Raw genomic sequence first — 23,909 nt, 5'->3', positions numbered from 1 at the left:
TCCGGCCTCTGGCCGAGCGATCAGGGCCAGGCACGTTCGGATGTCGGCATCAGTGCCTCCGTCGTGAACCGGGTGAGCCGGGAGTGGAATCGCCCAAAGCGGCCCGACGCGACCTCGACTGTCCACTAGGGACAGTGTCGAGACCGAAGCGCCCGATTCGAACGCTTCTCGACCGGGTCTTGAGTGACAAAGAGCGCTCTATCGAGGGGCAAGGCAAAGGTGTCGCCGGTTGGGGGTGCGTGGAAACAGGGACGTTGAGTATCCCTATTTCCACCCACCCGTCCTGCACTGGTCGCGACAGGGACGGTCTCGCCGGACTGTGTGGATTTCGGGTCATCCAACGCACCAAAATCCACACAGCGAGGGACGCGGTCCGATGGAGGGAGGCGGTCCGGCGCCGCGCCTGAACACGACACCTTTGATTTACCTGTCAACAACCCTCATTACCACTTACGACCCCGCTCGAAACCGCACATATCGCCCCAGATCAGGCACTCAGGAGCCGACCACTGTCCTCAGTGGACGGTCGGGACCCCGCCGGCGCCCAGAATCACGTCCCGAGGGCGGGCCGACGACGTCGCGAAAGCCACTTTCGCAACGTTGAACGTTGGGAAAGTGGCTTTCGCGACACAACACCGACCGCGCGGCCTCACCGACCACGAAACGAAGCGACCGAAACAGCACGAGCGGCGGCCGTGAAACTCGCCCACCCCACCAGCTCGACCAGCTCTCGATCAGCCAGCCCCGCGGCCGCGACCAGAGCGTCGTCGACCTGGTAAGGCGCCTTCGCGACCACCAAGGCCAACCGGACCCCGGGATCGTCGAACGCGTCCACCCAAGACCGGCTCAGCCCAGGTGGCATACCGTCCCAAGTGGACAGATCGCGCTCCACGGCCTCCCGAACGGCCGAAGGCACCGCCAATGCGCCAAACACCGACGAAGCACGGGAGAAGGCGTCCGCGACCACAGGATTGCCCGCGGCCCAGCCGAAATCTCCCGAACCCGGGGGAAGCAGCTCCAGCGACTCCCCCGGCGAAGCATCCTCCACCGGACGAAGGAACCGCCCCAGGACCGCCTTGGCCTTGGCACGCGCCGAATCCGGCACGGACGAAGGTAACGGCGACGGCCCGAGGAACACGCTCACCACCCGGTTCAGGTAGTGGAACGCGAACGCGACGGCGGTCAGCTCCGCACGGGCACCCGCCGTCAAGGACCCCGCACGAGGGTCGGCCTCCGAAGAGCGCCCGAGCGAGTCCAGTGCCATCCCGTGGACTTCGACACAGTACGGACACGAGTTCTCCCGCGACACCAGGGTCGCGACGACCTCCCGGTCCGCCCGGCTCGTCTCTCCGGCCGCCACCAGCGACTCTCGCAGCATCACCCAGCTCGCCGCGAGCACGTCCGGCGACGGCGAATGCAGCGCCACCGGCGGGGCCAGCATGCCGAAGTCGCGTTCAAGCCGGCCGTAGACGTCGCGCACGAGTCCGGTCGCCCGGCCGAAGGACACCGGCCGGACGTACCGGACTTCGCGCAACGCCCGTCGCAGCGCGAGCCTCACCAGCGCAGGCGCCATGATCAGTTCCCGGCCACCAGCGACAGCTTGCTGACAGCACGCCGCCCGGTGATGGAGCCGTCCGGGGCGGGAGCGCCGTAGGTGACGTCGACGCCGCGTGCCTGAAGCGCCCGCACGATACCCGGCACCGACCGCTCGGCCAGCGCCGCGATCGTCATCGCCGGGTTCACCGTCAGCGCGCCCGGCACGGAAGCGCTGTCGGTCACGAAGATCCCGGGGTGATCGCGGAGTTCGTGGTTCGGGTGCAGCGCCGAGGTCGCCGGGTCGTCACCGATCCGGCACGACGCCAGCGGGTGCACGGTGTACGCGCCGACGACGTCGTTGGTCCACGGCGCCACCTTCGCCAGGCCGTCCTTTTCGAGGATCTCCTTGCACTCCGCGTCGGCCAGCGCCCAGCCGTGCCGGGTGTTCGGCGTCGGGTCGTACTTCAGCGGACCGCGGCCGAGCATCTGCTGCGAGATGCGGTAGGCGTTGCCGGTGGGCGGCGGCGCGCCGAAGACACCCTCGTTGTCGTCCTCGGTCATCAGGAAGATGGTCAGCCAGGAGGCCCACTTCTTGAGGATCTCCTTCTTCTGCGCCCCGAACCAGCGAGGTTCGTCGCCGTCGGGCACCTGCGCCAGGATCGTGCCGAGCCCCGGCGGGAAGTACAGCTGCTCCAGCGAGTACCGCTCGTACTCCGGCAGCGAACCGTCGAGCTTGTCCCAGTTCGCCACGGTCGGGCCCTTGCCGATGTGGTTGGCCTCGTAGACCTTCCCGTCCTCACGGGACAGTCCGAGCACCTCGCGGACCCGTTCCTCGTTGATGATCGCGGTGTTGAGCCGCTCACCGTTGCCCGAGAAGTACCGGCCGACCCCGTGCGGCATGGTGCCCAGCGCCGCCTCGGAACGCTGCAGGATCACCGGGGTCGCGCCGGCACCCGCGGCGATGATCACGATCTTCGCGTCGATCGTCCCACTGCCGGACTGGAGGCGGTAGTCCTCGTCGTCGACGACGTTGAAGTGCACGCGGTAGTCACCGCCGTCGACCCGCTCGATCCGCTGGACCTCGTGCAGCGGCCGGATCTTCGCGCCGTGCGCGAGCGCGGCGGGCAGGTAGTTGGTCAGCAGCGAGCGTTTCGCGTCGAACCGGCAGCCCGCCATCATGAAGTTGCAGTTCACGCACCGGTCGTTGTCCACCGCGACCGGCGCCGGGTTGGCGGTCCGGCCGGAGTGGTCGCAGAACGCCGCCCACAGGCCACCGGCGTACGAGACGTCGTTCCAGTCCTGTTTGGACACCGGAAGCGATTCCGAAACGCGGTCGTACCAAGGCTCCAGCGAGTCCCGCGTGATCTCCGAAGGCCACATGCGGCGGCCGATGCTGCCGTGGCGCTCGAACACGAACTTCGGCGCACGCGGCATCGCGGCGAAGTACACCACGCTGCCACCGCCGACGCAGTTCCCGCCGAGCACACTCATCCCGTCGCCGACGACGAAGTCGAAAGCCCGGGTGTAGGACGAGCCGAGCAGATAGTCGTGCTCGAAGTCCTTCGTCTCCAGCCACGGCCCGCGTTCCAGCACGGTGACCTTCGCCCCGCCCGCGGCCAAGTGGTAGGCGGGGATGGAGCCACCGAACCCGCTGCCGACGATGACGACGTCGGTCTTGTCGTAGGCAGTCATGCGGGGCTCCCGGAAGGTGTCGTGTCGGGGTGGAGCCGCGCCAGCTCGCGGCGATAGGAGAACTTCGGGAACCGCCACAGCCCGTCTTCGTCCGGCGCGGTGTACCCCATCGCCAGCAGGCCGGGGTGCCCCTCGGCGATGGCTTCGGCGGTGTGTTTGTGCGCCGCGCTGTCGAAGGACATGTTGCAGAACAGGGCGAGGCTCACCCAGCCGTCCTTCTCCGGATGCCCGGGCGCGGTCAGCGACCGCACGAGCGCCGTCCTGTCGGCGAAGGACAACGCGACGAACGGTGGCAGCGACTCGTCGAGCGCGAGGTCGTGCTCCTTGGCGTAGCCCTTCGCGTGTTCGTTGAGGGACTGCGCCAGATACGGCAGCCCGACGGTCACCCCGGTCGCGTCGGTGTGCAGCAGTTCGAGCGCACCCGCCACGACCGCGCCCGGCCCCTCCGCCGCGCCGGCGATCGCGTGGTCGCCGGGGAATCGCTTCTCCCCCGGCAGGATCGTGTCCGCGTAGGCCTCCAAAGTGGACACCTTGACCTGTTCGTCCGAATCCACGGAACCTACCTCCTGTTCCTGGTGTGCACGGTCATCGGCAGCCCGCCCCGCACCCGGAGCGACAACATCGCTTCGGGCACCACTTCGTAGCCGGGGAGCTTCCTGAGTTCGAGGTCGCGCAGGACCATCGTCAGTACGAAGACGGCCTCCATCACGCCGAGGCTGTTGCCGATGCAGAACCGCGGCCCGGCGCCGAACGGGATGTAGGCGTACCGGGGCCGTCCGCTCGGCCGGTCCGGATCGAACCGGTCCGGGTCGAACCGCTCCGGCTCCGGCCAGAACTCCGGGTGCCGGTGCAGCGTGTAGGGCACGACGACGACGTCGGATCCGGCGGGGACGTGATAGCCGCCGATCTCGTCGTCGGCCTGCGCCACCCGCGGCAGCAGCCACACCGGCGGATACAGCCGCATGACCTCTTCCACGACCCTCGCCGTGTACGGCAACCGGTGCAGGTCGTCGTGTGTCGGCAACTGGTCGCCCAGTACCGCGTCGGCCTCGGCACGCAGTTTCGCCGCGATCTCGGGATGTTCGTCGAGCAGGTGGAACGCCCAGCCCAGCGTGCTCGCCGTCGTCTCGTGCCCGGCCAGCAGCAGCGTGATCAGCTCGTCCCGCATCTGCTCGCGGGTCCCGTCGGTCGCGATGAGGCGGGAGAGCACGTCCTCGCCGTTCTCGACCGGGTTGGCCAGCCGCTGCTCGACGAGTTCGTCGGCGATACGGCGGAGGTCGGCCCGCGATTCCCGGAACCGCAGTTGTTTCTTCAGCGGGGCCCACTGCGGGACCATGCTCAGCGTCACCGCTTCGAACATCGCCTGGTCCTGCACGGCTTCGAAGGAGTGCCCCAGCGAGGCGAATCCGCCGAGGTCCGCGTCGAGCAAGGTCTTGCCGAGCACACCGAGGGTCAGCCCGGTCATCTCGTGCAGGATCTCCACCGGTCCTTCGGTGTCCCGCAAGCGTTTCACGAGTCCTTCGACCTCGTTCGCGACGACCGAGGCCTGCCGCGCGATCCGCTTGGGCTGGAACACCGGCTGGATGGTCCGGCGCTGCTTCTTCCAGACGTCGCCGTCGCTGGTGAGCAGCCCGTCGCCGAGCGCCCGCCTCGCCTCCTGGAGGCCGATTCCCTTGTGGTAGTTGGCCGCGTTGTCCGCGAGCACGTGTTTCGCCAGGTCGGGGTGGTTCACCAGGTACATCGTCTTGGGACCGATCGCGATCCGGACGACGTCCCCGTGCGCCTCCGCCGAATCCGACATGAGCGCCAGCCGGTCGGTGAAGAGCTTCTTCAGCAGACCGAAGGTCGCCCGGCGCGGCGGGCCGGGCGGCGCGAGACGCGCCGCCCGGCTGGTTTCCGCACCGTGGGTCATGCCGCCACGGCCCCGGTTTCCGTCTCCGGCTTCTCGGCCGGTTTGGGCAGGGAGGTGACTTCGGCCGCCTTCGCCTGCTCGGCCTCCCACTTCTCGGTGGCCTTCTTGGAGAAGTGCAGCCCCCACAGGAAGCCGCCGCGGATGAGGCAGACCAGCGCGGTGGCGAGGAACAGGCCGTAGGCCACGTGCACGACCATGAAGAACCCGTACGCCAGCGCCACGCCCGAACCGAACAGGACCTGCGACGCGGGCTTCGACGGGGTCGTGCCCGGGTCGGTGACCATGTAGTTCGTGTAGAGCACGAACGCCACCCCGGTCATCATCCCGAGCGCGCCGGGGATCGCGGTGTCGAACATCCACCCGCGGATGATCGCCTGGAGGGCGAAGGTGATCAGCCAGGCGCCGATCAGCCACATCCGCTGCGTCAGCATCGCGTTGAGGACGGTGCCCGAGACGATGATGATGCCGACGATCAGCCAGCCGACCCAGGAGTCGACCTGCTCGGTGAAGTGATACGGCGGCGCGATGCTCGCCCAGGGGAACACCAGCAGGATGATCGTGATACCGAAGTTCGACGGGTTCATGTAGTGCCGCAGCCGGCCGCGCACCGGGGCCTGCAGGACCCATTTGGCGCCGACGGCGACCACCACGCCGAACATCATGACCAGCACCTGGTCGTTGACGTAGGTGAGCATGTTCAGCGCGAGACCGGTGATGTGCGCCGGGAAGAGGAACTCCACAAGTCCCTTGAAACCGTTGCCGCGGAAGCGGACCTCCCGGCCCTGTGTCCGGGCGCCGATGATCTCCAGCAGGATTTCCGTGGCGTAGGCCGTGGCCAGCGCGATGAACGGATAGGTGTAGGGCTGCTCGAAACCGAGCACGGTGTAGCCGATGATGTTGAAGACGGTGATCGAGATCGCGAACCGGCGAAGGGCCGTGATCGTCTTGTTGCTCTTCGGTGCGGTGAGTGTCTGCTCAGCCATGACGGTCATTTCTCCTTAGCCTGAGCGCCGAGCTGGAAGGTGTGGCTGCCCGGGGTCAGCTGGACTTCCTGCGTGCGGATCTGCCCGGTCAGGTCGCGCCACTGCAGGCAGACCTTCACCGGCCCGGTGACCTTGCCGAGTCCGATCTGGATCTCGTGGCTGCGCTTGCCGGAGTGGCCGCTGCCACCGTCGACGCGGTCCATGTACTTCTTGCCGTCGGGGGTGATGACGGTGACCTGCGCGCCGATCGCCGCGGTGCCCGCGGCCTGGAGCGGACCGTCCGCCGAAGCCTTGTCGTGCACCAGCTTCAGGTTCAGGTACGCCCCGGAGTCGGGGCTGACATTGCGGTAGAAGATCGGCTGCTCCCACTGGCGGGCCACGGCGAAGTCGAGCTTGCCGTCGCCGTCGGCGTCGCCGGTGGCGATACCGCGCGTGGGCACCGGGACCGCGAGCCCGAGGCGCGGGGCCAGGTCGGTGTAGCGGCCGTCGGCGCTCTTGGCCCAGAAGTGCAGGGTGTGGTCGCCACCGACGTCGTCACCGGCCACCATGTTCGGCCAGAAGGACGGGTGCTTCAGCAGTTCGTCGTTCGAGGTCGCCAGTTCCTGCAGCTGCGGCCAGCGGTTGACGTCACCCTTGACGAACCCGGTCGCCTGCGTGATCACCGATTCGCCGCTGTTGTTGTAGTCGGCGATCTTGACGTCCCAGCCCCAGCCGGACCACGCGGTGCCCGCCTGTGCGCTGCGGTCGACCCACGGCGCCTCGCCGCCCTGCAGACGGCCGCGCAGATCCGCGGTGTCCTTGGCGGTGTTCATGAACTGGAAGTGGCTTTCCTCGATCCCCCAGGACGTCGTGATGTTGCTGACGTACAGGTCGTAGAGACCGTCGTGGTCGAGGTCGGCGAAGTCGACGCCCATGCCCTTGAAGGAGTCGTTGCCGAGCACCTTGGACTTCGGGTCGTTGGGCCCGCGGACGCCCTTCACCTCGGCGAACTCGACGTGACCGGGGCGGGATTTGTTGTACAGCAGGCGGTCGTGGCCGAAGTCGTTGCCGATGTAGAGCTCCGGCAGGTTGTCGCCGTCGACGTCGGTCGCGCTGGCCGCGAGCGACCAGCCGCCCTGGGCGTCGGCCGGGATGGCCTTGTCGTCGAGGGCGAACGACGCGGTCGGCTTCGCGCCCTGGGTGGCGCCGGTGAACCGCAGGATGTACTTGCCGCCGGCGTTGTCCGCGTGCGACATCGACTTGTTCATCTCGACCCCGCCGGAGACGCGGTCGTCCAGCACCGCGCTGTCGGGGAAATAGTTGCCGATGAAGATGTCCTGGTGGCCGTCGCCGTCGAAGTCACCGACCGAGGCGGCGTTGGTGTTCCACAGTGGACCGGAGTATTCGCCGTTCTTGGAGTTGTTGCCCGGCACCAGTTCCACCGGCTCGTAGGCCTTCGGCTCCAGCTTCGTGGCGCCCGGCTTCGAGAGGAACAGGATCGGGGTGCGGCCCCAGTAGTAGGCCAGCAGGTCGACCCGGCCGTCCTCGTTGTAGTCCGCGGGCACACAACCCATGGGCGCGATGTACTTGCCCATCGGCAGCGGCGCCGCGTCGAGCGCGAACGGCGCGTAGCGGTCACCGCCCTTGCCCGGCGTCGGGGTGATGACGACCTGGTCGCTGCGCGGGTCGACGAAGCACAGGTCGTTCGCGAGCCGGTCGCCGTCGAGGTCGTTGACCGCGATCGCGGCGCCGACCGACGAGATCCAGGCCCGGATGTGCTCGTAGTCCTTGTTCACCGTCCGGATCGACTGGCTCTTCGCCGCTTCCGGCAAGGCGATCGTGAGTGGTTCGAACGCGTACTTCGAGGCCATCGTGTCGGCCTCGGCGGTCGAGACCGTGGGCAGCTGGGCCACCACGAACAAACCCGCCATCAGCACCAACGCCACGATGCCCGCAAGCTGCTTGCGGAGCCAGCCCAAGGTCGCGGTCATTTCCCTGCACCTCCAGATTTGAGAACCTCGACGGCGATGCGCTGTCGCCAGGTTTCGAATGCCGGGAGTTCGCCGTCGACCACGGTCGCCGGGCGCACCTCCTGGGTGATGGCTGCGGCCCGCTCGGCCGGCAGCCCGCAGATCGCCTGCGTGGCGATCTCGGTCTCGGGGATCAGCAGCCCGGCGCGGACGCGGGCTTCGGCGGCGAAAGCGCTGCCCTGGGCGAGGTTTCCGCGGTGCTCACCGGCGAACTCGGCCAGCTTCAGCAGTTCGTCGGAAGTGACCCCGCAGGCATAGGTCGAGGCGAGCCCGACCCCGGCGTAGAGGTCTCCGTGGCGCCGCTCCGGGAAACGCGCGATCGCGTCGGCGACCAGATCGACGTCGGTACCGCAGATGAACCACAACGCCCGCCCGATGCCCTGGTCGATCGCCCGCAGCGAGTACCCGTCGTTGCCGGGCGGCCAGGAGAAGTCCGGGTCCTGGAACTGCCCATCGATGTACTTCGCCGTCTTGAAGTACGCCTGGTGGAAGCCGTACCCGTCGAGCACCAGCCAGCGCAGCAACGGGTCGAAGTCCTCGGCGGAGGGCCAGCGGAAGCGCGGCAGCCGCGCCATCGCCCAGCCGACGCCGACGTAGATGATGTAGTCGTGCTTCTCACCGGGCCCGTCGAGGAACCCCGCGATATGCCGTTGTCCACCGCCCGGCAGCCCGTCCAGCATTCCGTAACCCATTCCCGCGCCTTCGTAGGCGAAGCCGCGGTATTTCACCGGAATACGTTCGAGCCATTCTTCCGCCTGCTCGACGGAACGCGCCTCGACCGCGTGCGCGTAACCGAGCAGGAATTTCTCACCGACGGTCTCCAGCAATTCTTGAGCGGCCGGGCTCTTCTTGTGGAAACCGCGCTTGTCCAGTGACGTCTCGGAGACGTCCGGCGTGATCATGCGGCGTCTGATCGTGCGCCAACCATTGCCCAACGCACTCTCCCCCTAACGGGTGGATTCGAATTCCGGATCGCTTAAAGCGTCACATGCGTGGTGATAGCCCAGCTACTCCACGGTTGCGTCCGCGTTCTCCCGGTTTGCGAGACCGGGAGAACGCGGGAACGACTTTCGGTCAGGCAACCGCGCGCAGGTACCCGGGCGCCGGCGCGACCATCCGGTTCCCCGCCGGCGTCGAGCCACCGGCGAGGGTGATCGCCATCGGCGCGTCGATCGGCAGTGGGGCGCGCATCGGCATCCGGAGGTGGACCATGCCGTACCGGGTGATGTCGACGCGGCCGGGCAGCGTGCCCACGGAGAACGAGGACGCCGCGGTCCCGGCGGCGTGTTCGGCCACCCCGATGACGGTCCACCGGCCCTCGGGGACGTTCTGGATCTCGATGTCCGCGGACAGGACGTTCGCCCTGCCACCGAAGGCGACCGGGCCGCACTGCGGGATCGACTCGGCGAACAGTCCGATGAGGACGGTCGCCGGGCCCGCCCCGCGCGGGGTCTCGACCCGCACGCTGATCGTGCCGGTACCGGTTCGCATCGTGGGGCTGCCCATTCCGGCGCTGTGCAACGCTTCCAGGGTCGGAAGCCGCTGGAAGTGCGGGGCCATCGCCACGAGCAGCTCGCCGACCTCTGGATCGCGGTACCGGGTCGGGGTCATCCCGACCGCACGGGTGAAGCGGCTCGTGAACGTGCCGACACTGCTGTAGCCGACGCTGCACACGATGTCCGACACCGTCAGCGATGTCGTCAGCAGCAGTCGTTTCGCTTCGAAGAGCCGGATCGCGGTGAGGTAGCGGCCGGGGGTGACACCGGTCGCCTTCGCGAAGATCCGCGAGAAATGGAACGGGCTGACGAAGACTTCCTGTGCCAGGTCGCTCAAGGTGATCGGGTCGAAATACCTCGCGTGCATCGCGGAGATGGCCTGCAGCACCGCGGGTTGCAAGGGGGACGCCGGCTCAGGGTGCCGACCGGGTTCGGTGACGCCTTTCTCGTTCGCCGCCATGGCGACTGTTCGTAGCTGCATCAGACCAACCTCGGATTCGCTGTCGCTTTTCTCTGTACGCCAGCTAACGCGTCGGTGATTTCAGCGGGCTCGATGAGCGATCGAGATGGGTCCTGTGGTCTTGTCCGAACTTGCGCGACCGTCTCGCCAAGAACCCGCTCACTCCCCCACGGCGTCCACCGGGAAATCGAGCACGCATTCACCGACGCCGACCTCGGCGGGCCAGTCGAGTTTGAGGGCGCGGTCGACGCGGTCGCCGGCGTCCACCGGGACGGCGTGCGCGGCCAGTCCCATGGCGCGGGCGACGAGGTAGAGCGTCTGCTGCAACGCGCCGACATGCGCCAGCGTCGTGGCGTACGCGCCACCGCCGAGCACGGACGCCATCCGCGGCATCCGCGCGGTGACGGTGATCAGCGCCGAGGGCCGCCGGTGGTTGCCGCCGCCGATCATCGCGATGTCGAGCATCTCGTCGAGATCGGCCACGTCGTCGTTGACCAGGCTGAGCTGGTGGTCGAACGGATCGTAGTGGTAGATCCCGCGGTCCAGCCCCGAACAGCGGTTCACCGACAAGTACAGCTCGAGTTCGTACAGGCAGGCGACGCTGAAATACGGGCGCTGCGAGGCGCTGTGCGCGGGCCCGTTCGGAAGATGCGCGGGCCCGATCGACCGGATTCTCGCGCCACGGAACAGGAACTCGCCGATCTGCTCGGCCGACAGCACGCTTTCGGTGAACTCCGGGCAGCTGTGGTCGTTCTCCAGCAACGCCGTCAGCGTCGGATCGGTTTCCGCGCGCTCGGCCAGATCCGGCCGGAACAGCGAGTAGCTCGGGCCTTCGCCGGTGGGGGCCTTGACCACCGGCGGATTCCCGAGCCCGGCGAGGTCGGCCGGTCCGCCGGGCTGCCAGGTGCGGCTCGTGGTGTGGAACGACAACTCGTCCGGAGACCACACGCCCAGTTCGGGATCGTCGTCTTCGGCGAACCTGCCGTTCTCCCCGGCGGCCTGGACGACCCCCGCGGCGACCAGATAGGACCCGATCGCGCCGACCACGCCGCGATCGATCCCGGTCGTGGTCACGATCTCCCCGACCGACTTCGCCGTCGCGAGGGTCGCCGCGACGTGCACCGCCCACGGCTGGGACAGCACCACGCGATAACGCGCGGACGGCGACTCCAGCCCCATCCCGTCGGCGTCGGAACGCAGGGAACTGAAGCGGGACAACCGGATCGGGCGCGTGGCGGGGATCTCCACCGGTGCGAACACCGGGGCGAGCACGACCGGGATCACCGACAGCAGCGGGCCGCGGCCGTCGGCGAGCCCGAGCGAGCGCACCACGGAACCGCCGAGTTCCTTGAGCACCTGCCGCAGCGCGTCGGCGCCCTCGGCCGTCCAGCTCAGTTCGCCTTCGAGATCGGGTTCCTGTTCGACGGGCTCCCATGACGACGTCACGTTCGCCAGCGACACCGGCCCCAAGGCCATCCGCCGCAACGATTCCACCACCAGCGGTTCCGCCTGCGGGAATTCGTGCTCACCCCAGCGCGTGACGACCACCAGTGAGCCGTCCTCACTGATTTCGACGAGGCTGTCGTCGGTGAGCGACCACAGGGGGATCGTTTCGGCCACACCGCCGGGGGGATCTGTCGTCAACTGTTGCTCCAGCTTGATCTACAAGAACATGGGGAACGGATTCAACCGCTCGTAGGGAGTCGGTTCGGCGAGCCTGCCCAGGCGCACCGGTACGTCGAACAGCCGTCCGGGGGCGAAGCGGCTCCAGAACGGACGCAGCCCCGGAACGACCACCCGGACCACCGGGAGGTCGATGTCGGGCCTTGTCTGGTCCAGCACCAGCGTCTCCATTCCCAGTACGGAAAGCCTGCGTACCAAGCACTCCACGTCGTCACGGACGTCGGGACGCCGGACGAACTTGAAGTCCGCGGCCCGTTTCGCCGACCGGCCGGGTGCCGGCAGCAGATACGGCTGGTTCGCGACCGTGGCGTACCGGAGCCACCGCGCCGCGTCGGGATCGTCGAGTTCGACGTCGTTCGCGAGCACCGCCGGGATCATCTGGTTGAGCTCGCTGACCGCCCGCCGCAACGCCGTCCTGGGATCCAGGTGGGCGCCGAAGCCCATCATGACGTTTTCGCGCGGCCCGAGGATACTCCTGGAAAGCGCGACCATCACCGGAACACCGAGATCCGCCGTCAGGTCGAGGACCCACAGTTCCCGGCCGGCCCGCGCGTATTGGCCGACCATCTCCTCGGCCCACGGGTCGTCGAACGACGCGATGTCCACGCCGGGAACGGGAAGCCGGTTGTACCACCACAGCGCGACGGCGTCGCGTTCGACGAGTTCGAGCAGTCCCTGCAGGATCGCGTCCTCGATGCTGCTCCCGGCCGCGCAACCGTTGGAGTCCGCGCGCATCCCGGTGAGCCCGCACTCCCACGGCACCCCGTAGTAGAGGTACGCGGTCGGCATCAGCATCCGGCGCTGCTGCGAAAGCGACCACAGCGGCGTCCAGTCGATGGCGGCTTCGGCGTCGAACCGCTCCGGGACGTACTGGAAGGTGGCGTGCGCGGAGTTCCACTCGGCGCGGTCTTCGTATTGGCGCTCGTCGAAGAGCATGCACGAGTTCGGGTGGACGGCGTCCTCGCCGAGCGCGCTGAAGGTGTCGCGGATCCGCAGTTCGTCGCCCTGGTAGTTCGCCGAGAACCGCTCGATCGCCTCGCACAGCGCGCCGACCTCGGCATCGATCGGGCTCGCGCCCTTGCCGCCGTTCTCCCCGCGCAGCCCGGCCTGCAACCCCGCCTCACCGCGCACGCGGCGCGCGACGTTCTTGCCGGAGTGGTACGCGTTCACGAACGCCGGCGCCCGCGGGTCGCGGGAGATCTCCTTGACGATCCCGGTGACCGGGCTGACCAGGTGGCCGTAGCGGTCGAGCACCTCGACCGGGGTGAGGGTCCGATGCCCGCCACCGCCCGAGGTCGCCTTCTTGGCCTCCCGCAGCACCACCGGCTCGGCCGTCCGCGCGGCGACGATCCCCTCGTCACCGCATTCGGGGCACTGGGGGCGGCGGCGCAGTTCGTGCAGGCGGCCCTGGAGGTCGAGCGTGTCCAGGATCCACACGGCCTGCTGCCCCGGATAGCGGTGTCCCGCCAGCCATTTGGACGCTTCGAGGGAGATCAGGTGCGACGCGGCCGCGGTCAGCGGCGGCACGGCGGGCATCGGGAACGACGCGGGGCCGTCGTGCCCGAGGACCTCCTGCACGCAGGCCTCGGCGTGCCGGTGCCCCCACAGCCGGTTCGTCAGGCAGTGCCAGCAGCCGGACCGGCCGGGCTGCGTGATCGGGCCGATCCACACCTGCGCACCCGACGGCCTGGCCAGCAGCCAGGGCCGCCCGGTACGCCGGTGCTCGGCGTCGATCTCCGCCAGCCGCGGGTCGAGGTAGTCGTCGCACAGCACGATGGCCAGTTCGGACGCCGTGCCGACCACTTCGATCCCGCTCGCGGCCAGCCCGTTCGCCACCTGCGAGGTGTCGACGCCCCGGCCGACCGCGGTCAGGCTCGCCGTCGCCGGCTTCTGGCGGCCGGCCACCGCGGAGGCGTCGAGACCGCACGCGTCCCAGTACGCGAGCGCGCGTTCGTCGCCGCTGATCTCGTCCGGGACGTGGACGGTGACCAGACCGGCCTCGACCAGCCTGGCCAGCACGCCGGTGACCTGTTCGGCGCTCATCCCGTCCGGGCGGGCGGCCAGGAGCCCGTCGAGGTCGCGGGTGCCGTCGAGCAGGGCCGCCACCGACGCGACCTGCGCGCCGCGCATCGCGATGACCCCTTGTTCGGAAAACAGGTAGGCACCGCTCCCCTCGCGGATCTCCGCGCGTAGATGCCGTTTGAACCCCAGGGCACCGTTGATCGAGCCGGTCGTGGAAGATGCCTCGCGCATGAAGACCCCCAGTAGGTCGGTTCGATTCTCGAATCCTGCTCGGCGGGCTCCGCCCCGGCCAGTGCGCGATTCACGCCTCGGATGTGAAAAACCCACGTTCTTCCGGGACGCACGCACGCGACAGCTGGTGGACGGCTCACTGGCCCGCGCCGGGCCGCTCTGCCACTGTCGAAGTACTGGGATTCAGGTCTCGACGCGTATCGAGCTGGAGGGCGCTTGCGATGTACACCGGATCACGAGTAGCGGACACGCACCACGGCTCGGCACCTAACCCGATTCCGGTCACGCCCGCAAGCCCCGTCCGTTTCACCCTCCTCGGCCCGCTCGAACTCGTGCGGGACGGGATCGACTACGCGCCGACGACACCGAAGCTGCTGCAGGTGCTGGCCTTGCTGGTGATGAGCCCGGGGAAGATCGTCACCATCGACACGATCGTGCGGGAACTGTGGGCCGACGACCCGCCGCGCAGCGTCCGCACCACCATGCACACCTACCTCTACCAGCTGCGCAAGTGCATCGAGGAGAACGAGCTCGCCCCGTACGGGGAGACCATGCTGGCGACGAAACCGCCGGGATACGTGTTCCGGATCGCCCCCGAGCAGGTGGACGTGTTCGAGTTTCAGGAGCTGCAGCGGCGGGCCCGGGAGCTGCAGCAGCGGGGCGAGCACCCCGAAGCGGCGAAAGCCTTCCGTTCCGCGCTCGCCCTGTGGTCGGGCCCGCCGCTCGCGAACGTCCACTGTGGACCGGTGCTGTCGGCGTACTCGGTCGATCTGGTCGAGCAGCGGCGCAGCACGCTGCACCTGCGGATCGAGGCGGATATCGCGGCCGGGATGCGGCACGAGCTGATCGGCGAACTGCGGTCCCTGGTCGCCGCGAACCCGCTGGACGAGGCCTTGCACGGGCAGCTGATCCGCGTGCTCGGCCGCAGCGGGCGGCGTTCCGACGCGCTCGCCACGTACCGTCAGGTGCGGACCCGGCTCAACTACGAACTCGGCGTCGAACCCTGTGACGAACTGCAGGTACTGCACCATGGCCTGCTGTCCGAGGGTGAACCCGCGTGAACACCACTCCCGGCAACGGAAACGAAAGTGAGGATCGACGGATGAGCATTCGTACCTATGGGCAGTTCTGCGGTCTGGCCAGGGCGCTGGAGATCATCGGCGAACGCTGGTCGCTGCTGATCGTCCGCGACCTCGTCCTCGGCCCGAAGCGGTTCACCGAGCTGCAGGCCGGCCTGCCCAAGATCCCGCCGAGCACGCTGTCCGCGCGGCTCAACGAACTCGAGCAGTCCGGGGTGCTCCGCCGCCGCCTGCTCCCCCAGCTCGACGCCGCGGTCGTCTACGAACTCACCGAGTACGGCAGCGAACTCGACCAGATCGTGCTGGACCTCGGCCTCTGGGGCGCGCGGTCGCTCGGGCAGCCGTCCCCCGAGGACGTCTTCACGATGGACTCGGCGATCCTCTCGCTGTACACGACCTTCCGGAGCGAAAAGGCCAAGGGCGTCCAGGTCACCTACGAACTGCGCTACCCGGGCGAGATGCTCCTGCACGCGATCGTCGAGGACGGCGCGCTCAAGGTCGCGGAGGGCGCGCACCCCGGCGCCGACGCGGTCATCGAACCGCTGGGCCCGTTCATCAAGGACCTGCTGACCGGGGACCTCACCGCCGCCGACGCGACCCGAACCGGCAAGATCCGCCTCGAAGGCGCCTTCGAATACCTCGAACTTTTCGCGGAACTGTTCCATATTCCCGCGGCTCCGAAAGTGACGGAAGGAATCGTCGTCCGTTGAGCCATCCGGCGTAATACCGCAGGTCGGATCAGCAATCCGGAGTAACGGAAAACTACGGATCGCGAGCTATCGTCAAGGTCCGTCACCGGTCGGTCTTTCGTCATAGGAGCCCTTCATGGCCACACTGGATTCGCGTCGTCCGGGTCTGCTCGCCTCGCTCAACGGGAAATACCACCGCGCGGCGCTCCTCGCCTTCGCGGTGGTCGTGGTGGCCCACTGGGCGGAACACCTGGTGCAGGCGTTCCAGATCTACGCGCTCGGCTGGAAGACCGCGGACGCCCGGGGCGTGCTGGGGATCCCCTTCCCGGCACTGATCAGCTCCGAATGGCTGCACTACGGGTACGCCATCGTGATGCTGGTCGCGCTGTTCGCCCTGCGCAAAGGTTTCGCCGGCCGTTCGCGGCAGTGGTGGAACCTGGCGCTCGGGTTGCAGTTCTGGCACCACATCGAGCACCTGCTCCTGCTGATCCAGGCGCAGACCGGCTGGCGGCTCGGCGGCGGCACCGCGCCGAGCAGCATCATCCAGCTGTTCATCCCGCGCGTGGAACTGCACCTGTTCTACAACACGATCGTCACCATCCCGATGATCATCGCGATGATCGTGCACCGGAAGGCCCCCGCCGCCGAGTGGGAGCTGACCGGGTGCACGTGCTCGCCCGAAAGCCGGCGCGAGCTGGCGACCGCGGCGTCGTGACCAGGAGGCTCTTCGCGCTACTGGCGTTGCTGGCGGCGTGTTTCGGGGTCGCGGTGCTCACCGCGGCCCCGGCCTCGGCCCACGTCGAACTCCTGTCCTCGAACCCCGCCGACGGCGCCCGGCTCACCTCGGCCCCCGCCCGGGTCTCGCTCACCCTGTCGGAGAACATCGGCATCCAGCCGAACTCGATCAAGGTCGTCGACCAGCAAGGCACCGACGTGGTGTCCGGTCCGGTGTTCCAGCCGGGCGACGTCGCCGAAGAGGTCGCCGTCGAAATCGAACCCGACCTTCCGGACGGCAGCTATCTCGTCGAGTACGCCTTCGTCTCGACCGATTCGCATCCCGTGCGCGGCACGATCGCCTTCGTGATCGGCACCGGCCCCCTGATCACGTCGGCGGGCGCGGTGTCCGCCTCCACCGGGACCGATCCGGTGACCGACGCGCTGTTCACCACCTTCCGCTGGGGCTCCTTCGGCGGTGTCGCGTTGCTCGGCGGGCTGGTGTTCATCCTGGTCTGCCGCCCGGAGGGCCGCACCGATCCGTCGGCGCGGAAGCTGATCACCGCGGGTCTGTGGCTCTCGGGGGTCACGGCCGTGGCCGGGTTCCTGCTGCAAGGTCCGTACGTCGCGGGCCGCGGGGTGGGCGCGATCTTCGATCCGGCGCTGATCGAGGCGACCCTGCGGGTGGCGTACGGGAAACTCCTGCTCCTGCGCCTGGCCGCGATCGTCGCGCTCGCCGTGATCGTGCGACGGCTGCTCGCGGGTGACCTGCCGGATCGGCTGCGCTCGCGTTACGAAAACCTCGGCATCGCCGCCGGATTCATCGTGATGCTGAGCTTCTCCGCGACCGGGCACGCGGTGGCCGACAAGATCATGTTCCTCTCGGTCAGCGCCGACCTGGCGCATTTCGGCGCGATGGCCGTCTGGGTCGGCGGGCTGATCCAGCTGGCCGTGCTCCTGCGCGGCAGGTACCCGGCGTCCGAGGCCGAGCCGGCGCTGGCGCGGTTCCACCCGATCGCCACCCGGTCGATCGTGATCATGGTGGTCAGCGGCGCCTACCTGGGCTTCCGGCTCGTGCCGTCGGTGGAGGCGCTCTGGACGTCCGCGTACGGCATCGTCTTCCTGCTGAAGCTGACCGGGTTCGCCGCGTTGCTGCTGGTGGCGAACCTGAGCCGCAACGCCGTGCGGCGCGGGCTCTCCGGACGCGGCGGTACCGGCGTGGTGACCGCCGACCTGCGGAAACTGCGGATCAGCGTCGGGATCGAGGTACTGATCGTGGCCGTGGTGCTCGCGCTGGCCGCGGCGCTGTCCTCGATGTCCCCGACCGGCTGATCACCGCTCGATCTCCGCGTCCGGCGGGGTGAACGGCCCCCAGGTGAAGGCCCGGAGCCACGGCTCGGGATCGCCCAGCCAGTCCATGGCGGCGATCTGGGCCGGGCTCCGGCGCCCGGCGAGCGACCGGTACAGGTCCACGGGCGCGCCCGTGAGCACCGCGGCGACCGGCTCGGTGCCGGCGATCCAGGTCGCGCCCTCGGTCTCGATCCGCATCCCGGGCAGTCCGTGCCTGCCCAGCGAGTCGCCGAGGCCGCGGACGAGCACTTCGAATCCCCGCAGCCAAGCGGCGTGCGCCCCAGGCGGCGGAACGCCGAGCGCGTACCGGAGATCGAGTTCGTGAGTGAAGGCGTCCATCACCATGATGTCGCCGCGGCCCTTCCCATCGCCGTCGGCGGCGAGGAGGGTGTCGGCTTCGGGACCGCGTTCGAGCCAGAGCTTCAGCACTTCGGCGGCCGACGCCGTCTCCGGCACCGGGCAGGACTCGCCACCGAACCGGGTGATCACCCGATCGCAGATCTCGGCCAGATGCGCGATCAGCTCGCGCACGGTCCACTGTGGACAAGCCGGGACGGCCCGCTCGGCGGCGCCGGCGTGGTCGGCGACCAAGATCGCGAAGTTCTCTCTGACCTGCCGATACCCTTCGGCCGCTGTCGCCGTATTCCAGCCAGGGACCCGAATTCGGCTGCTCGTCACGCGGCCACCTCCAGTAGGGGTAAGCGATGGTCGTCCATTCTCCCACCGCTTCGGAGCTTCACCCTTCTTCCCGATTGCGCGTACCGTTCAAAGCAAAGACCACCCACCCGTGGCGCGTGTCGCCGAGGCTTCAGGCACACTGGTCGGTGAAAGCCCCGTGTGGCAAGAGAAAGCGCCCAATGGCGACACATCGACCACTGTGGAGGTGACCAATGGAGATGCCCGGCTTCGATCTGGCGTGGCGTGGTTTCAATCGCGCTCAGGTCCGGGAATTCGTTCGCGAGGTGGAAGCCGAACTACGACGGGTGGAAGCGGAACGCGATGAAGCCCTCCGCCGCGGAGACACGCTCGCCGCCGAGCTCACCGCCGCGCGAGAGGACAATCGCGAATTGAGGGCGACGGTCGACCGGATCAGCCGGGTGCCGATCGCGCCGGACGCGTTGCAGGAGCGCTCGCGCCGGATGCTCGAACTCACCCGCGAAGAAGCCGAAGACATCACCGCGCGCGCCGCCGAAGAGGCCACCAAGGCCGAGGCGGAACGGAAGCGGATCGCCGAAGACTTCGAGCGCGCCATGACGCTGCGCCGCGCGGAGGCGATGCGCGCGCTCGCCGCACAGGACGAAGCCGCGCAGGCCCGGGCGCGAAAACTGCTCGACGACGCCACCCAAGAGAGCGAGCGCCTGGTCGCCGAAGCGCGACAGAAGGCCGACGTGGCCCTCCGCCTGCGCGATGACGTGATGAAACAGCTGGTCGGCTGCCGCGAACTGCTCACCGAGGCCGGCTCGGCACTGGCCGTGCCCGACTCACCGGAACCGGAAGTGCCCGTTCAGCGCCGGAGCAGGCCCGAAGCCCGCACCGGCACCGAAGCGGCCGCGACCTAGCCCGGACCCCGCCCCACCGCCACCCTCGACGGACAGGCTCCGCCTGACTGGTCGAATCACACACCCGACGAAAACACGACCGGCCGGATCTCCATCGCGTTGATGTGCGCGTCCGGGATCTGGCCCGCGATCTCGATCGCGCGCTCCTTGCTGTCGCATTCGACCAGGTAGAAGCCGGCCAGGTACTCCTTCGACTCCGCGAACGGGCCGTCGGTGACCACCGGGACACCGTCACGCACCCGCACCACCGTGCTCTCCGTCGGCTCCCCCAGCGCCTGCGTCCCCAGCAGCTCGCCACTCTCGGTGAGCTTCTTCATGAAAGGGTCGATGCGGGCGACCACCTCGTTGCGCTCCTCCTCGGGGAGGGCGTCCCAGGCGGTGGGGTTCATCGTGATCATGATCATGTACTTCATCGGTGTTCCTCCTGGTCGTCCGGCCGGTGCCCGGCCACTCACGCAGGAGTCGGAGCCACCGGATCGTCCTCGACATCCTGGCACCCGGAAATTCCGCTTCCCCGGGCACATACGTGGGGAGGGTATAGTGGCCAGTGACAGGGAACGACGAGAGAACGGGTGCGGAATGACGGGCTACGGCACCGAGCGGGAGGCCTATCTCAAGCGCCTGCGCCGGATCGAAGGGCAGATCCGCGGCTTGCAGCGGATGGTCGAGGAGGACAAGTACTGCATCGACATCCTGACGCAGGTGTCCGCGGCCACGAAGGCGCTGCAGTCGTTCTCCCTCGAACTCCTGGACGAGCACCTCGCCACCTGCGTGGTCCACGCCGCCGCCGCGGGTGGTGAAGAGGCCGACCTCAAGGTCCGGGAGGCGTCCGACGCCATCGCCCGGCTGGTCCGGTCCTGATCAGGCGTTTCCGCGGAACCGGCGTAACCGCAGGCTGTTGGTGACGACGAACACCGAGGAGAACGCCATCGCGGCCCCCGCGATCATAGGGTTGAGCAGGCCGAGCGCGGCCAGCGGCAGCGCGGCGACGTTGTAGGCGAACGCCCAGAACAGGTTGCCCTTGATCGTGCCGAGCGTGCGGCGCGAAAGCCGGATGGCGTCCGCGGCGGCGCGCAGGTCTCCGCGGACCAGGGTCAGATCACCGGCCTCGATCGCGGCGTCCGTCCCGGTCCCCATCGAGAGACCGAGATCGGCCTGCGCGAGCGCGGCCGCGTCGTTGACGCCGTCGCCGACCATGGCGACCACGCGGCCTTCGGCTTGCAGCCGCTTGACGACGTCGACCTTGTCGGCGGGCAGGACCTCCGCGACCACCTCGTCGATCCCCACTTCGGCGGCGACGGCCTTCGCGGAACCGGTGTTGTCGCCGGTCAGCAGGACCGGGCGGAGTCCGAGCGCTTTCAGTTCCGCCACGGCCTTGGCCGAAGTCGGCTTGACCGTGTCGGCGACGACGACCACACCGCGTGTCTCGCCGCCCCAGGCGACGACGACCGCGGTGGCGCCACGGTCCTCAGCGGCCGTCTTGACCTGGGAATACTCGTCGCCGACAGCGATGCCGTGCTGTTCGAGGAGAGCGGGCCGCCCGGCCAGTACGGTCTTGCCTTCGACCTCGCCGAGCACGCCCAGGCCCTCGACGCTGCGGAACCCGTCGACCGGCGGCAGCTCGCCCAGCCGCTCTTCGGCGGCCGCGACGATCGCGCGGGCGATCGGATGCTCGGAAGCGTGCTCGACCGCCGCGGCCAGGCGCAGGACTTCGGTCTCGGCTGCCTTGTTTTCATCAGGACCGATTTTGGCGGCATCCTCGTAAGTGGCACCGAAGAGATCGGTGAGGCTCATCTTCCCCGCGGTCACCGTGCCGGTCTTGTCCAGCACGACGGTGTCGACGGCGCGAGTGGACTCGAGCACCTCCGGCCCCTTGATGAGGATGCCCAACTGCGCGCCGCGGCCAGTGCCGACCAGCAGCGCCGTCGGCGTGGCCAGCCCGAGCGCGCACGGGCAGGCGATGATGAGGACCGCGACGGCGGCGGTGAAGGCGGCATCGGCTCCGCTGCCGGCTCCGAGCCAGAAGCCGAGCGTGCCGACCGCGAGCGCGATCACCACCGGGACGAATACGGCCGACACCCGGTCGGCGAGCCGCTGGACCCGGGCCTTGCCGTTCTGCGCGTCCTCGACCAGCCGCGCCATCTGCGCGAGCTGGGTGTCGGCGCCGATCCGGGTGGCGCGGACGACGAGCCGTCCACCGGCGTTGACCGTCCCGCCGACGACGGTGTCCCCGGCGCCGACCTCCACCGGGACCGCTTCCCCCGTCAGCATGCTCAGGTCGACGGCCGATGCCCCGTCGGTCACGACACCGTCGGTGGCGATCTTCTCCCCTGGCCGCACGACGAACTCGTCGCCCGTCTTCAGCGCGCCGATCGGGACCCGGCTCTCTGTGCCGTCTTTGAGGACCGCGACATCCTTCGCGCCGAGTTCGAGCAGCGCCCGCAGCGCGGCGCCGGAGCGGCGCTTGGACCTGGCTTCGAAGTACCGGCCCGCGAGGAGGAAGGTGGTCACCCCGGCGGCGACTTCGAGGTAGAGGTTGCCCGCGCCGGACCCGCGCTGCATCGTCAGCTCGAAGCCGTGCCGCATACCGGGCACCCCGGCGGTGCCGAACAGCAGGCCGTACAGCGACCAGAGCGTGGCTGCGACGACGCCGAGTGAGATCAGGGTGTCCATGGTGGCGGCGCCATGGCGGAGGTTCGTCCAGGCCGGTCGGTGGAACGGCCACGCGCCCCAGGTGACGACCGGCGCGGCCAGTGCCAGCGAGACCCACTGCCAGTAGGTGAACTGCCAGGCCGGGACCATCGCCAGCACGATCACCGGCACGGCGAGCACGGCCGAAACGACGAGACGCGTACGAAGCGCGCCAGGCTGGTCTTCGTCTTCGTCGGGTTCGGGCGGCTGGGCCGTGTAGCCGGCGGACTCGACGACACCGACGAGGTCTTCGACCGAGAGCGCGGCGGGGAAGTCGACCTGCGCCTTCTCGGTGGCGTAGTTGACCGTGGCGGAGACGCCGTCGACCTTGTTCAGTTTGCGTTCGACCCGCGCGGCGCAGGACGCGCAGGTCATCCCGCCGATGGCCAGCTCGACCCGCTGGGATGTCGGGGCGCTCACGGCGTACCTCCCGGGCGGCCCTCGTGATGGCCTTCGTGCACGCTGGTCGGCGCCGGTGCCGGCGTCTCCTCCAGCGGCCCGACGGCGGAACCGATCGCCCAGGCGACGGCGAACACCGCGACCAGGGCCGCGGCGAACGCCGACACCTTGACGGCGGTGCTCACGAGACGAGCTGGTAACCGGCCTCGGTGACGGCCGCGTCGACGGCTTGGACGTCCAGTGGCGCGTCGCTGGTGACGGTGACCTTGCCGCTGGCGACGTCCACGTTCACGGCGCTGACGCCCGCGATCCCGCTGATTTCCTCGGTGACGGAGGAGGCGCAGTGCCCGCAGGACATGCCCTTGACGGTGTAGGTGGCTTCGGCCATCGGTACGAACTCCTCTACAGGACAGGTGGAGCGATCACTTCCTTTATACCCCGTGGGGGTAGGGGTTTGCACAGAGGGTGCGGGCACACTGCGGAAATGAGGAAGATCTCCGCCATCGGCATCGGCGCCGGCGACCCGGAACACCTGACCGTCCAGGCCGTCCGGCGGCTGAACGAGACCGATGTGTTCTTCGTCCTCGACAAGGGTTCGGAGAAGCAGGACCTGACGGCGCTGCGCCAGGAGATCCTCGACCGGTTCGTCGAACGGCCCGGCTACCGCGTCGTCCGGGCGCCGGACCCAGAACGCGACCGTGCTCCGGACGACTACCGGAAGGCCATCGCCGACTGGCACCGGCTCCGGACCGACGTCTACGAAAGCATGATCGCTTCCCTGGGTCCCGACGAGCGGGGCGCGTTCCTCGTATGGGGAGACCCCGCGCTCTACGACTCGACCCTGACGTTGCTGGACGCCGTACTGGCCAGGGGGAACGTCGAGTTCGAGTACGACGTCATCCCAGGCGTCAGCAGTGTGGCCGCCCTGACGTCCCGGCACCGGACCACGATGAACCAGATCGGCCGCCCGGTCCTGGTCACGACCGGCCGCCGTCTCGAGGCCGGCTGGCCCGCGGACGTCGACGACGTCTTCGTGATGCTGGACGCGAACTGTACCTTCTCGCAGTTCGTCGACACGGGCCTGGAGATCTACTGGGGCGCATACCTCGGAACCCCCGATGAACTCCTGCTGTCCGGTCCCCTGTCCGCCGACCTGGCCGCGGAAATCCGCACCGTCCGCGCCTCCGCCCGGTCCCGAAAGGGCTGGATCATGGACATCTACCACCTACGCCGCCCCGCCCCCTCCCGCATTTAGTCCTCTGAATGCGGGAGCCCCGCCCCACCCTCACGTGCCCAAACCCGTATCTCACGTGCCTGAATCCGGAACTCGCGTGCCTGAACCCGGAACTCGTGTGTTCCGGGTTCAGGCACGGGTGTGACGGGTTTCGGGTATGAAAAAAGGGT

General features: G+C 68.7%; 22 protein-coding genes. 7 read left to right on the top strand and 15 right to left on the bottom strand.

The features are described 5' to 3' along the window. Window positions 1-649: 649 nt before the first annotated feature. From AC0685_RS33530 to AC0685_RS33485, 10 genes are all read right to left on the bottom strand, one after another. Window positions 650-1,573 carry a carboxymuconolactone decarboxylase family protein gene (locus tag AC0685_RS33530; RefSeq protein ID WP_478229179.1) on the bottom strand — a complete coding sequence of 308 codons (924 nt, stop codon included), beginning with the start codon at window positions 1,571-1,573 and terminating at the stop codon, window positions 650-652. Window positions 1,574-1,575: 2 nt separating this feature from the next. Continuing rightward, window positions 1,576-3,228: a GMC family oxidoreductase N-terminal domain-containing protein gene (locus tag AC0685_RS33525; RefSeq protein WP_478229178.1), complete on the bottom strand. Its 1,653-nt coding sequence runs from the start codon at window positions 3,226-3,228 to the stop codon at window positions 1,576-1,578. Further along, window positions 3,225-3,782, bottom strand: coding sequence for a DUF5987 family protein (locus AC0685_RS33520; protein WP_340687567.1), 558 nt, complete (start codon window positions 3,780-3,782; stop codon window positions 3,225-3,227). Before AC0685_RS33520 ends, AC0685_RS33525 begins: the two co-directional genes overlap by 4 nt. A 5-nt stretch (window positions 3,783-3,787) precedes the next feature. Next, on the bottom strand, window positions 3,788-5,140 hold the full coding sequence (locus AC0685_RS33515) for a cytochrome P450 (RefSeq protein WP_478229177.1): 1,353 nt from the start codon (window positions 5,138-5,140) through the stop codon (window positions 3,788-3,790). Beyond that, entirely contained in the window at window positions 5,137-6,132 is a 996-nt protein-coding gene (locus AC0685_RS33510) for an enediyne biosynthesis protein (protein WP_478229176.1), read from the bottom strand. The genes AC0685_RS33515 and AC0685_RS33510 overlap by 4 nt, the downstream gene beginning before the upstream one ends. Beyond that, the gene (locus AC0685_RS33505; RefSeq protein WP_478229175.1) at window positions 6,129-8,093 is read right to left on the bottom strand and encodes a CRTAC1 family protein; all 1,965 of its coding nucleotides are present in this window, start codon (window positions 8,091-8,093) and stop codon (window positions 6,129-6,131) included. Before AC0685_RS33505 ends, AC0685_RS33510 begins: the two co-directional genes overlap by 4 nt. Further along, window positions 8,090-9,046, bottom strand: coding sequence for a DUF1702 family protein (locus tag AC0685_RS33500; protein ID WP_478229239.1), 957 nt, complete (start codon window positions 9,044-9,046; stop codon window positions 8,090-8,092). Before AC0685_RS33500 ends, AC0685_RS33505 begins: the two co-directional genes overlap by 4 nt. A gap of 160 nt (window positions 9,047-9,206) precedes the next feature. After that, window positions 9,207-10,109 carry a helix-turn-helix domain-containing protein gene (locus tag AC0685_RS33495; RefSeq protein WP_478229174.1) on the bottom strand — a complete coding sequence of 301 codons (903 nt, stop codon included), beginning with the start codon at window positions 10,107-10,109 and terminating at the stop codon, window positions 9,207-9,209. 138 nt (window positions 10,110-10,247) lie between these two features. Then, window positions 10,248-11,708, bottom strand: coding sequence for a SagB/ThcOx family dehydrogenase (locus AC0685_RS33490; protein ID WP_478229238.1), 1,461 nt, complete (start codon window positions 11,706-11,708; stop codon window positions 10,248-10,250). 42 nt (window positions 11,709-11,750) lie between these two features. Continuing rightward, window positions 11,751-14,024, bottom strand: coding sequence for a TOMM precursor leader peptide-binding protein (locus AC0685_RS33485; protein ID WP_478229173.1), 2,274 nt, complete (start codon window positions 14,022-14,024; stop codon window positions 11,751-11,753). A 221-nt stretch (window positions 14,025-14,245) separates the two neighbouring features. Between AC0685_RS33485 and AC0685_RS33480 the strand changes: the two genes are divergently transcribed. The 4 genes from AC0685_RS33480 to AC0685_RS33465 all read left to right on the top strand — a co-directional run bounded on the left by AC0685_RS33480 (window position 14,246) and on the right by AC0685_RS33465 (window position 17,838). Next, the gene (locus tag AC0685_RS33480) at window positions 14,246-15,085 is read left to right on the top strand and encodes an AfsR/SARP family transcriptional regulator (RefSeq protein ID WP_478229172.1); all 840 of its coding nucleotides are present in this window, start codon (window positions 14,246-14,248) and stop codon (window positions 15,083-15,085) included. Between the two features lie 41 nt (window positions 15,086-15,126). Beyond that, entirely contained in the window at window positions 15,127-15,813 is a 687-nt protein-coding gene (locus tag AC0685_RS33475; protein WP_465422210.1) for a winged helix-turn-helix transcriptional regulator, read from the top strand. A 115-nt stretch (window positions 15,814-15,928) separates the two neighbouring features. Further along, window positions 15,929-16,507 (top strand): hypothetical protein, encoded by a 579-nt coding sequence (locus tag AC0685_RS33470; protein ID WP_478229171.1) that lies wholly within the window; start codon window positions 15,929-15,931, stop codon window positions 16,505-16,507. Beyond that, window positions 16,504-17,838 (top strand): copper resistance CopC/CopD family protein, encoded by a 1,335-nt coding sequence (locus tag AC0685_RS33465; protein WP_478229170.1) that lies wholly within the window; start codon window positions 16,504-16,506, stop codon window positions 17,836-17,838. The genes AC0685_RS33470 and AC0685_RS33465 overlap by 4 nt, the downstream gene beginning before the upstream one ends. Here the strand turns inward: AC0685_RS33465 and AC0685_RS33460 are convergent, their stop codons facing one another. Then, window positions 17,839-18,534, bottom strand: coding sequence for a maleylpyruvate isomerase family mycothiol-dependent enzyme (locus tag AC0685_RS33460; protein WP_478229169.1), 696 nt, complete (start codon window positions 18,532-18,534; stop codon window positions 17,839-17,841). It lies immediately after the preceding gene. Window positions 18,535-18,752: 218 nt separating this feature from the next. On the opposite strand from AC0685_RS33460, the gene AC0685_RS33455 reads away from it, so the two are divergent. Then, window positions 18,753-19,415 carry a M protein gene (locus tag AC0685_RS33455; RefSeq protein WP_478229168.1) on the top strand — a complete coding sequence of 221 codons (663 nt, stop codon included), beginning with the start codon at window positions 18,753-18,755 and terminating at the stop codon, window positions 19,413-19,415. Between the two features lie 56 nt (window positions 19,416-19,471). Here AC0685_RS33455 and AC0685_RS33450 read toward each other — a convergent pair whose 3' ends face one another. Further along, the gene (locus AC0685_RS33450) at window positions 19,472-19,828 is read right to left on the bottom strand and encodes a YciI family protein (protein WP_478229167.1); all 357 of its coding nucleotides are present in this window, start codon (window positions 19,826-19,828) and stop codon (window positions 19,472-19,474) included. 166 nt (window positions 19,829-19,994) lie between these two features. Here AC0685_RS33450 and AC0685_RS33445 point away from each other — a divergent pair, with 166 nt between their 5' ends. Further along, window positions 19,995-20,276, top strand: coding sequence for a metal-sensitive transcriptional regulator (locus tag AC0685_RS33445; RefSeq protein WP_007034631.1), 282 nt, complete (start codon window positions 19,995-19,997; stop codon window positions 20,274-20,276). Here AC0685_RS33445 and AC0685_RS33440 read toward each other — a convergent pair whose 3' ends face one another. Genes AC0685_RS33440 through AC0685_RS33430 form a run of 3 tightly spaced genes read right to left on the bottom strand, consistent with a single transcriptional unit; the run spans window position 20,277 to window position 22,893 of the window. Continuing rightward, window positions 20,277-22,481: a heavy metal translocating P-type ATPase gene (locus AC0685_RS33440; protein WP_478229237.1), complete on the bottom strand. Its 2,205-nt coding sequence runs from the start codon at window positions 22,479-22,481 to the stop codon at window positions 20,277-20,279. A 41-nt stretch (window positions 22,482-22,522) separates the two neighbouring features. Beyond that, window positions 22,523-22,690, bottom strand: a complete 168-nt coding sequence (locus tag AC0685_RS33435) for a hypothetical protein (protein ID WP_478229166.1) — start codon at window positions 22,688-22,690, stop codon at window positions 22,523-22,525. Further along, window positions 22,687-22,893: a heavy-metal-associated domain-containing protein gene (locus tag AC0685_RS33430; RefSeq protein WP_478229165.1), complete on the bottom strand. Its 207-nt coding sequence runs from the start codon at window positions 22,891-22,893 to the stop codon at window positions 22,687-22,689. Before AC0685_RS33430 ends, AC0685_RS33435 begins: the two co-directional genes overlap by 4 nt. Before the next feature lie 96 nt (window positions 22,894-22,989). Between AC0685_RS33430 and cobF the strand changes: the two genes are divergently transcribed. Further along, complete coding sequence (gene cobF, locus AC0685_RS33425) at window positions 22,990-23,760, top strand: precorrin-6A synthase (deacetylating) (RefSeq protein WP_478229164.1); 771 nt, start codon at window positions 22,990-22,992, stop codon at window positions 23,758-23,760. The last annotated feature ends 149 nt before the right edge of the window (window positions 23,761-23,909 follow it).

The sequence above is a fragment of the Amycolatopsis sp. NPDC043889 genome (genome assembly GCF_056435645.1).
Note: the sequence above shows the minus strand (reverse complement) of the source record. Positions and strands in the feature narration are given on the sequence as shown.

Bases quoted from the DNA above. Each gene is read 5' to 3' on its own strand.
- AC0685_RS33530 (WP_478229179.1), bottom strand. From the start codon at position 1,573: ATGGCGCCTGCGCTGGTGAGGCTCGCGCTGCGACGGGCGTTGCGCGAA.
- AC0685_RS33525 (WP_478229178.1), bottom strand. From the start codon at position 3,228: ATGACTGCCTACGACAAGACCGACGTCGTCATCGTCGGCAGCGGGTTC.
- AC0685_RS33515 (WP_478229177.1), bottom strand. From the start codon at position 5,140: ATGACCCACGGTGCGGAAACCAGCCGGGCGGCGCGTCTCGCGCCGCCC.
- AC0685_RS33510 (WP_478229176.1), bottom strand. From the start codon at position 6,132: ATGACCGTCATGGCTGAGCAGACACTCACCGCACCGAAGAGCAACAAG.
- AC0685_RS33505 (WP_478229175.1), bottom strand. From the start codon at position 8,093: ATGACCGCGACCTTGGGCTGGCTCCGCAAGCAGCTTGCGGGCATCGTG.
- AC0685_RS33495 (WP_478229174.1), bottom strand. From the start codon at position 10,109: ATGCAGCTACGAACAGTCGCCATGGCGGCGAACGAGAAAGGCGTCACC.
- AC0685_RS33485 (WP_478229173.1), bottom strand. From the start codon at position 14,024: ATGCGCGAGGCATCTTCCACGACCGGCTCGATCAACGGTGCCCTGGGG.
- AC0685_RS33480 (WP_478229172.1), top strand. From the start codon at position 14,246: ATGTACACCGGATCACGAGTAGCGGACACGCACCACGGCTCGGCACCT.
- AC0685_RS33475 (WP_465422210.1), top strand. From the start codon at position 15,127: ATGAGCATTCGTACCTATGGGCAGTTCTGCGGTCTGGCCAGGGCGCTG.
- AC0685_RS33470 (WP_478229171.1), top strand. From the start codon at position 15,929: ATGGCCACACTGGATTCGCGTCGTCCGGGTCTGCTCGCCTCGCTCAAC.
- AC0685_RS33455 (WP_478229168.1), top strand. From the start codon at position 18,753: ATGCCCGGCTTCGATCTGGCGTGGCGTGGTTTCAATCGCGCTCAGGTC.
- AC0685_RS33450 (WP_478229167.1), bottom strand. From the start codon at position 19,828: ATGAAGTACATGATCATGATCACGATGAACCCCACCGCCTGGGACGCC.
- AC0685_RS33445 (WP_007034631.1), top strand. From the start codon at position 19,995: ATGACGGGCTACGGCACCGAGCGGGAGGCCTATCTCAAGCGCCTGCGC.
- AC0685_RS33440 (WP_478229237.1), bottom strand. From the start codon at position 22,481: ATGACCTGCGCGTCCTGCGCCGCGCGGGTCGAACGCAAACTGAACAAG.
- AC0685_RS33430 (WP_478229165.1), bottom strand. From the start codon at position 22,893: ATGGCCGAAGCCACCTACACCGTCAAGGGCATGTCCTGCGGGCACTGC.
- cobF (WP_478229164.1), top strand. From the start codon at position 22,990: ATGAGGAAGATCTCCGCCATCGGCATCGGCGCCGGCGACCCGGAACAC.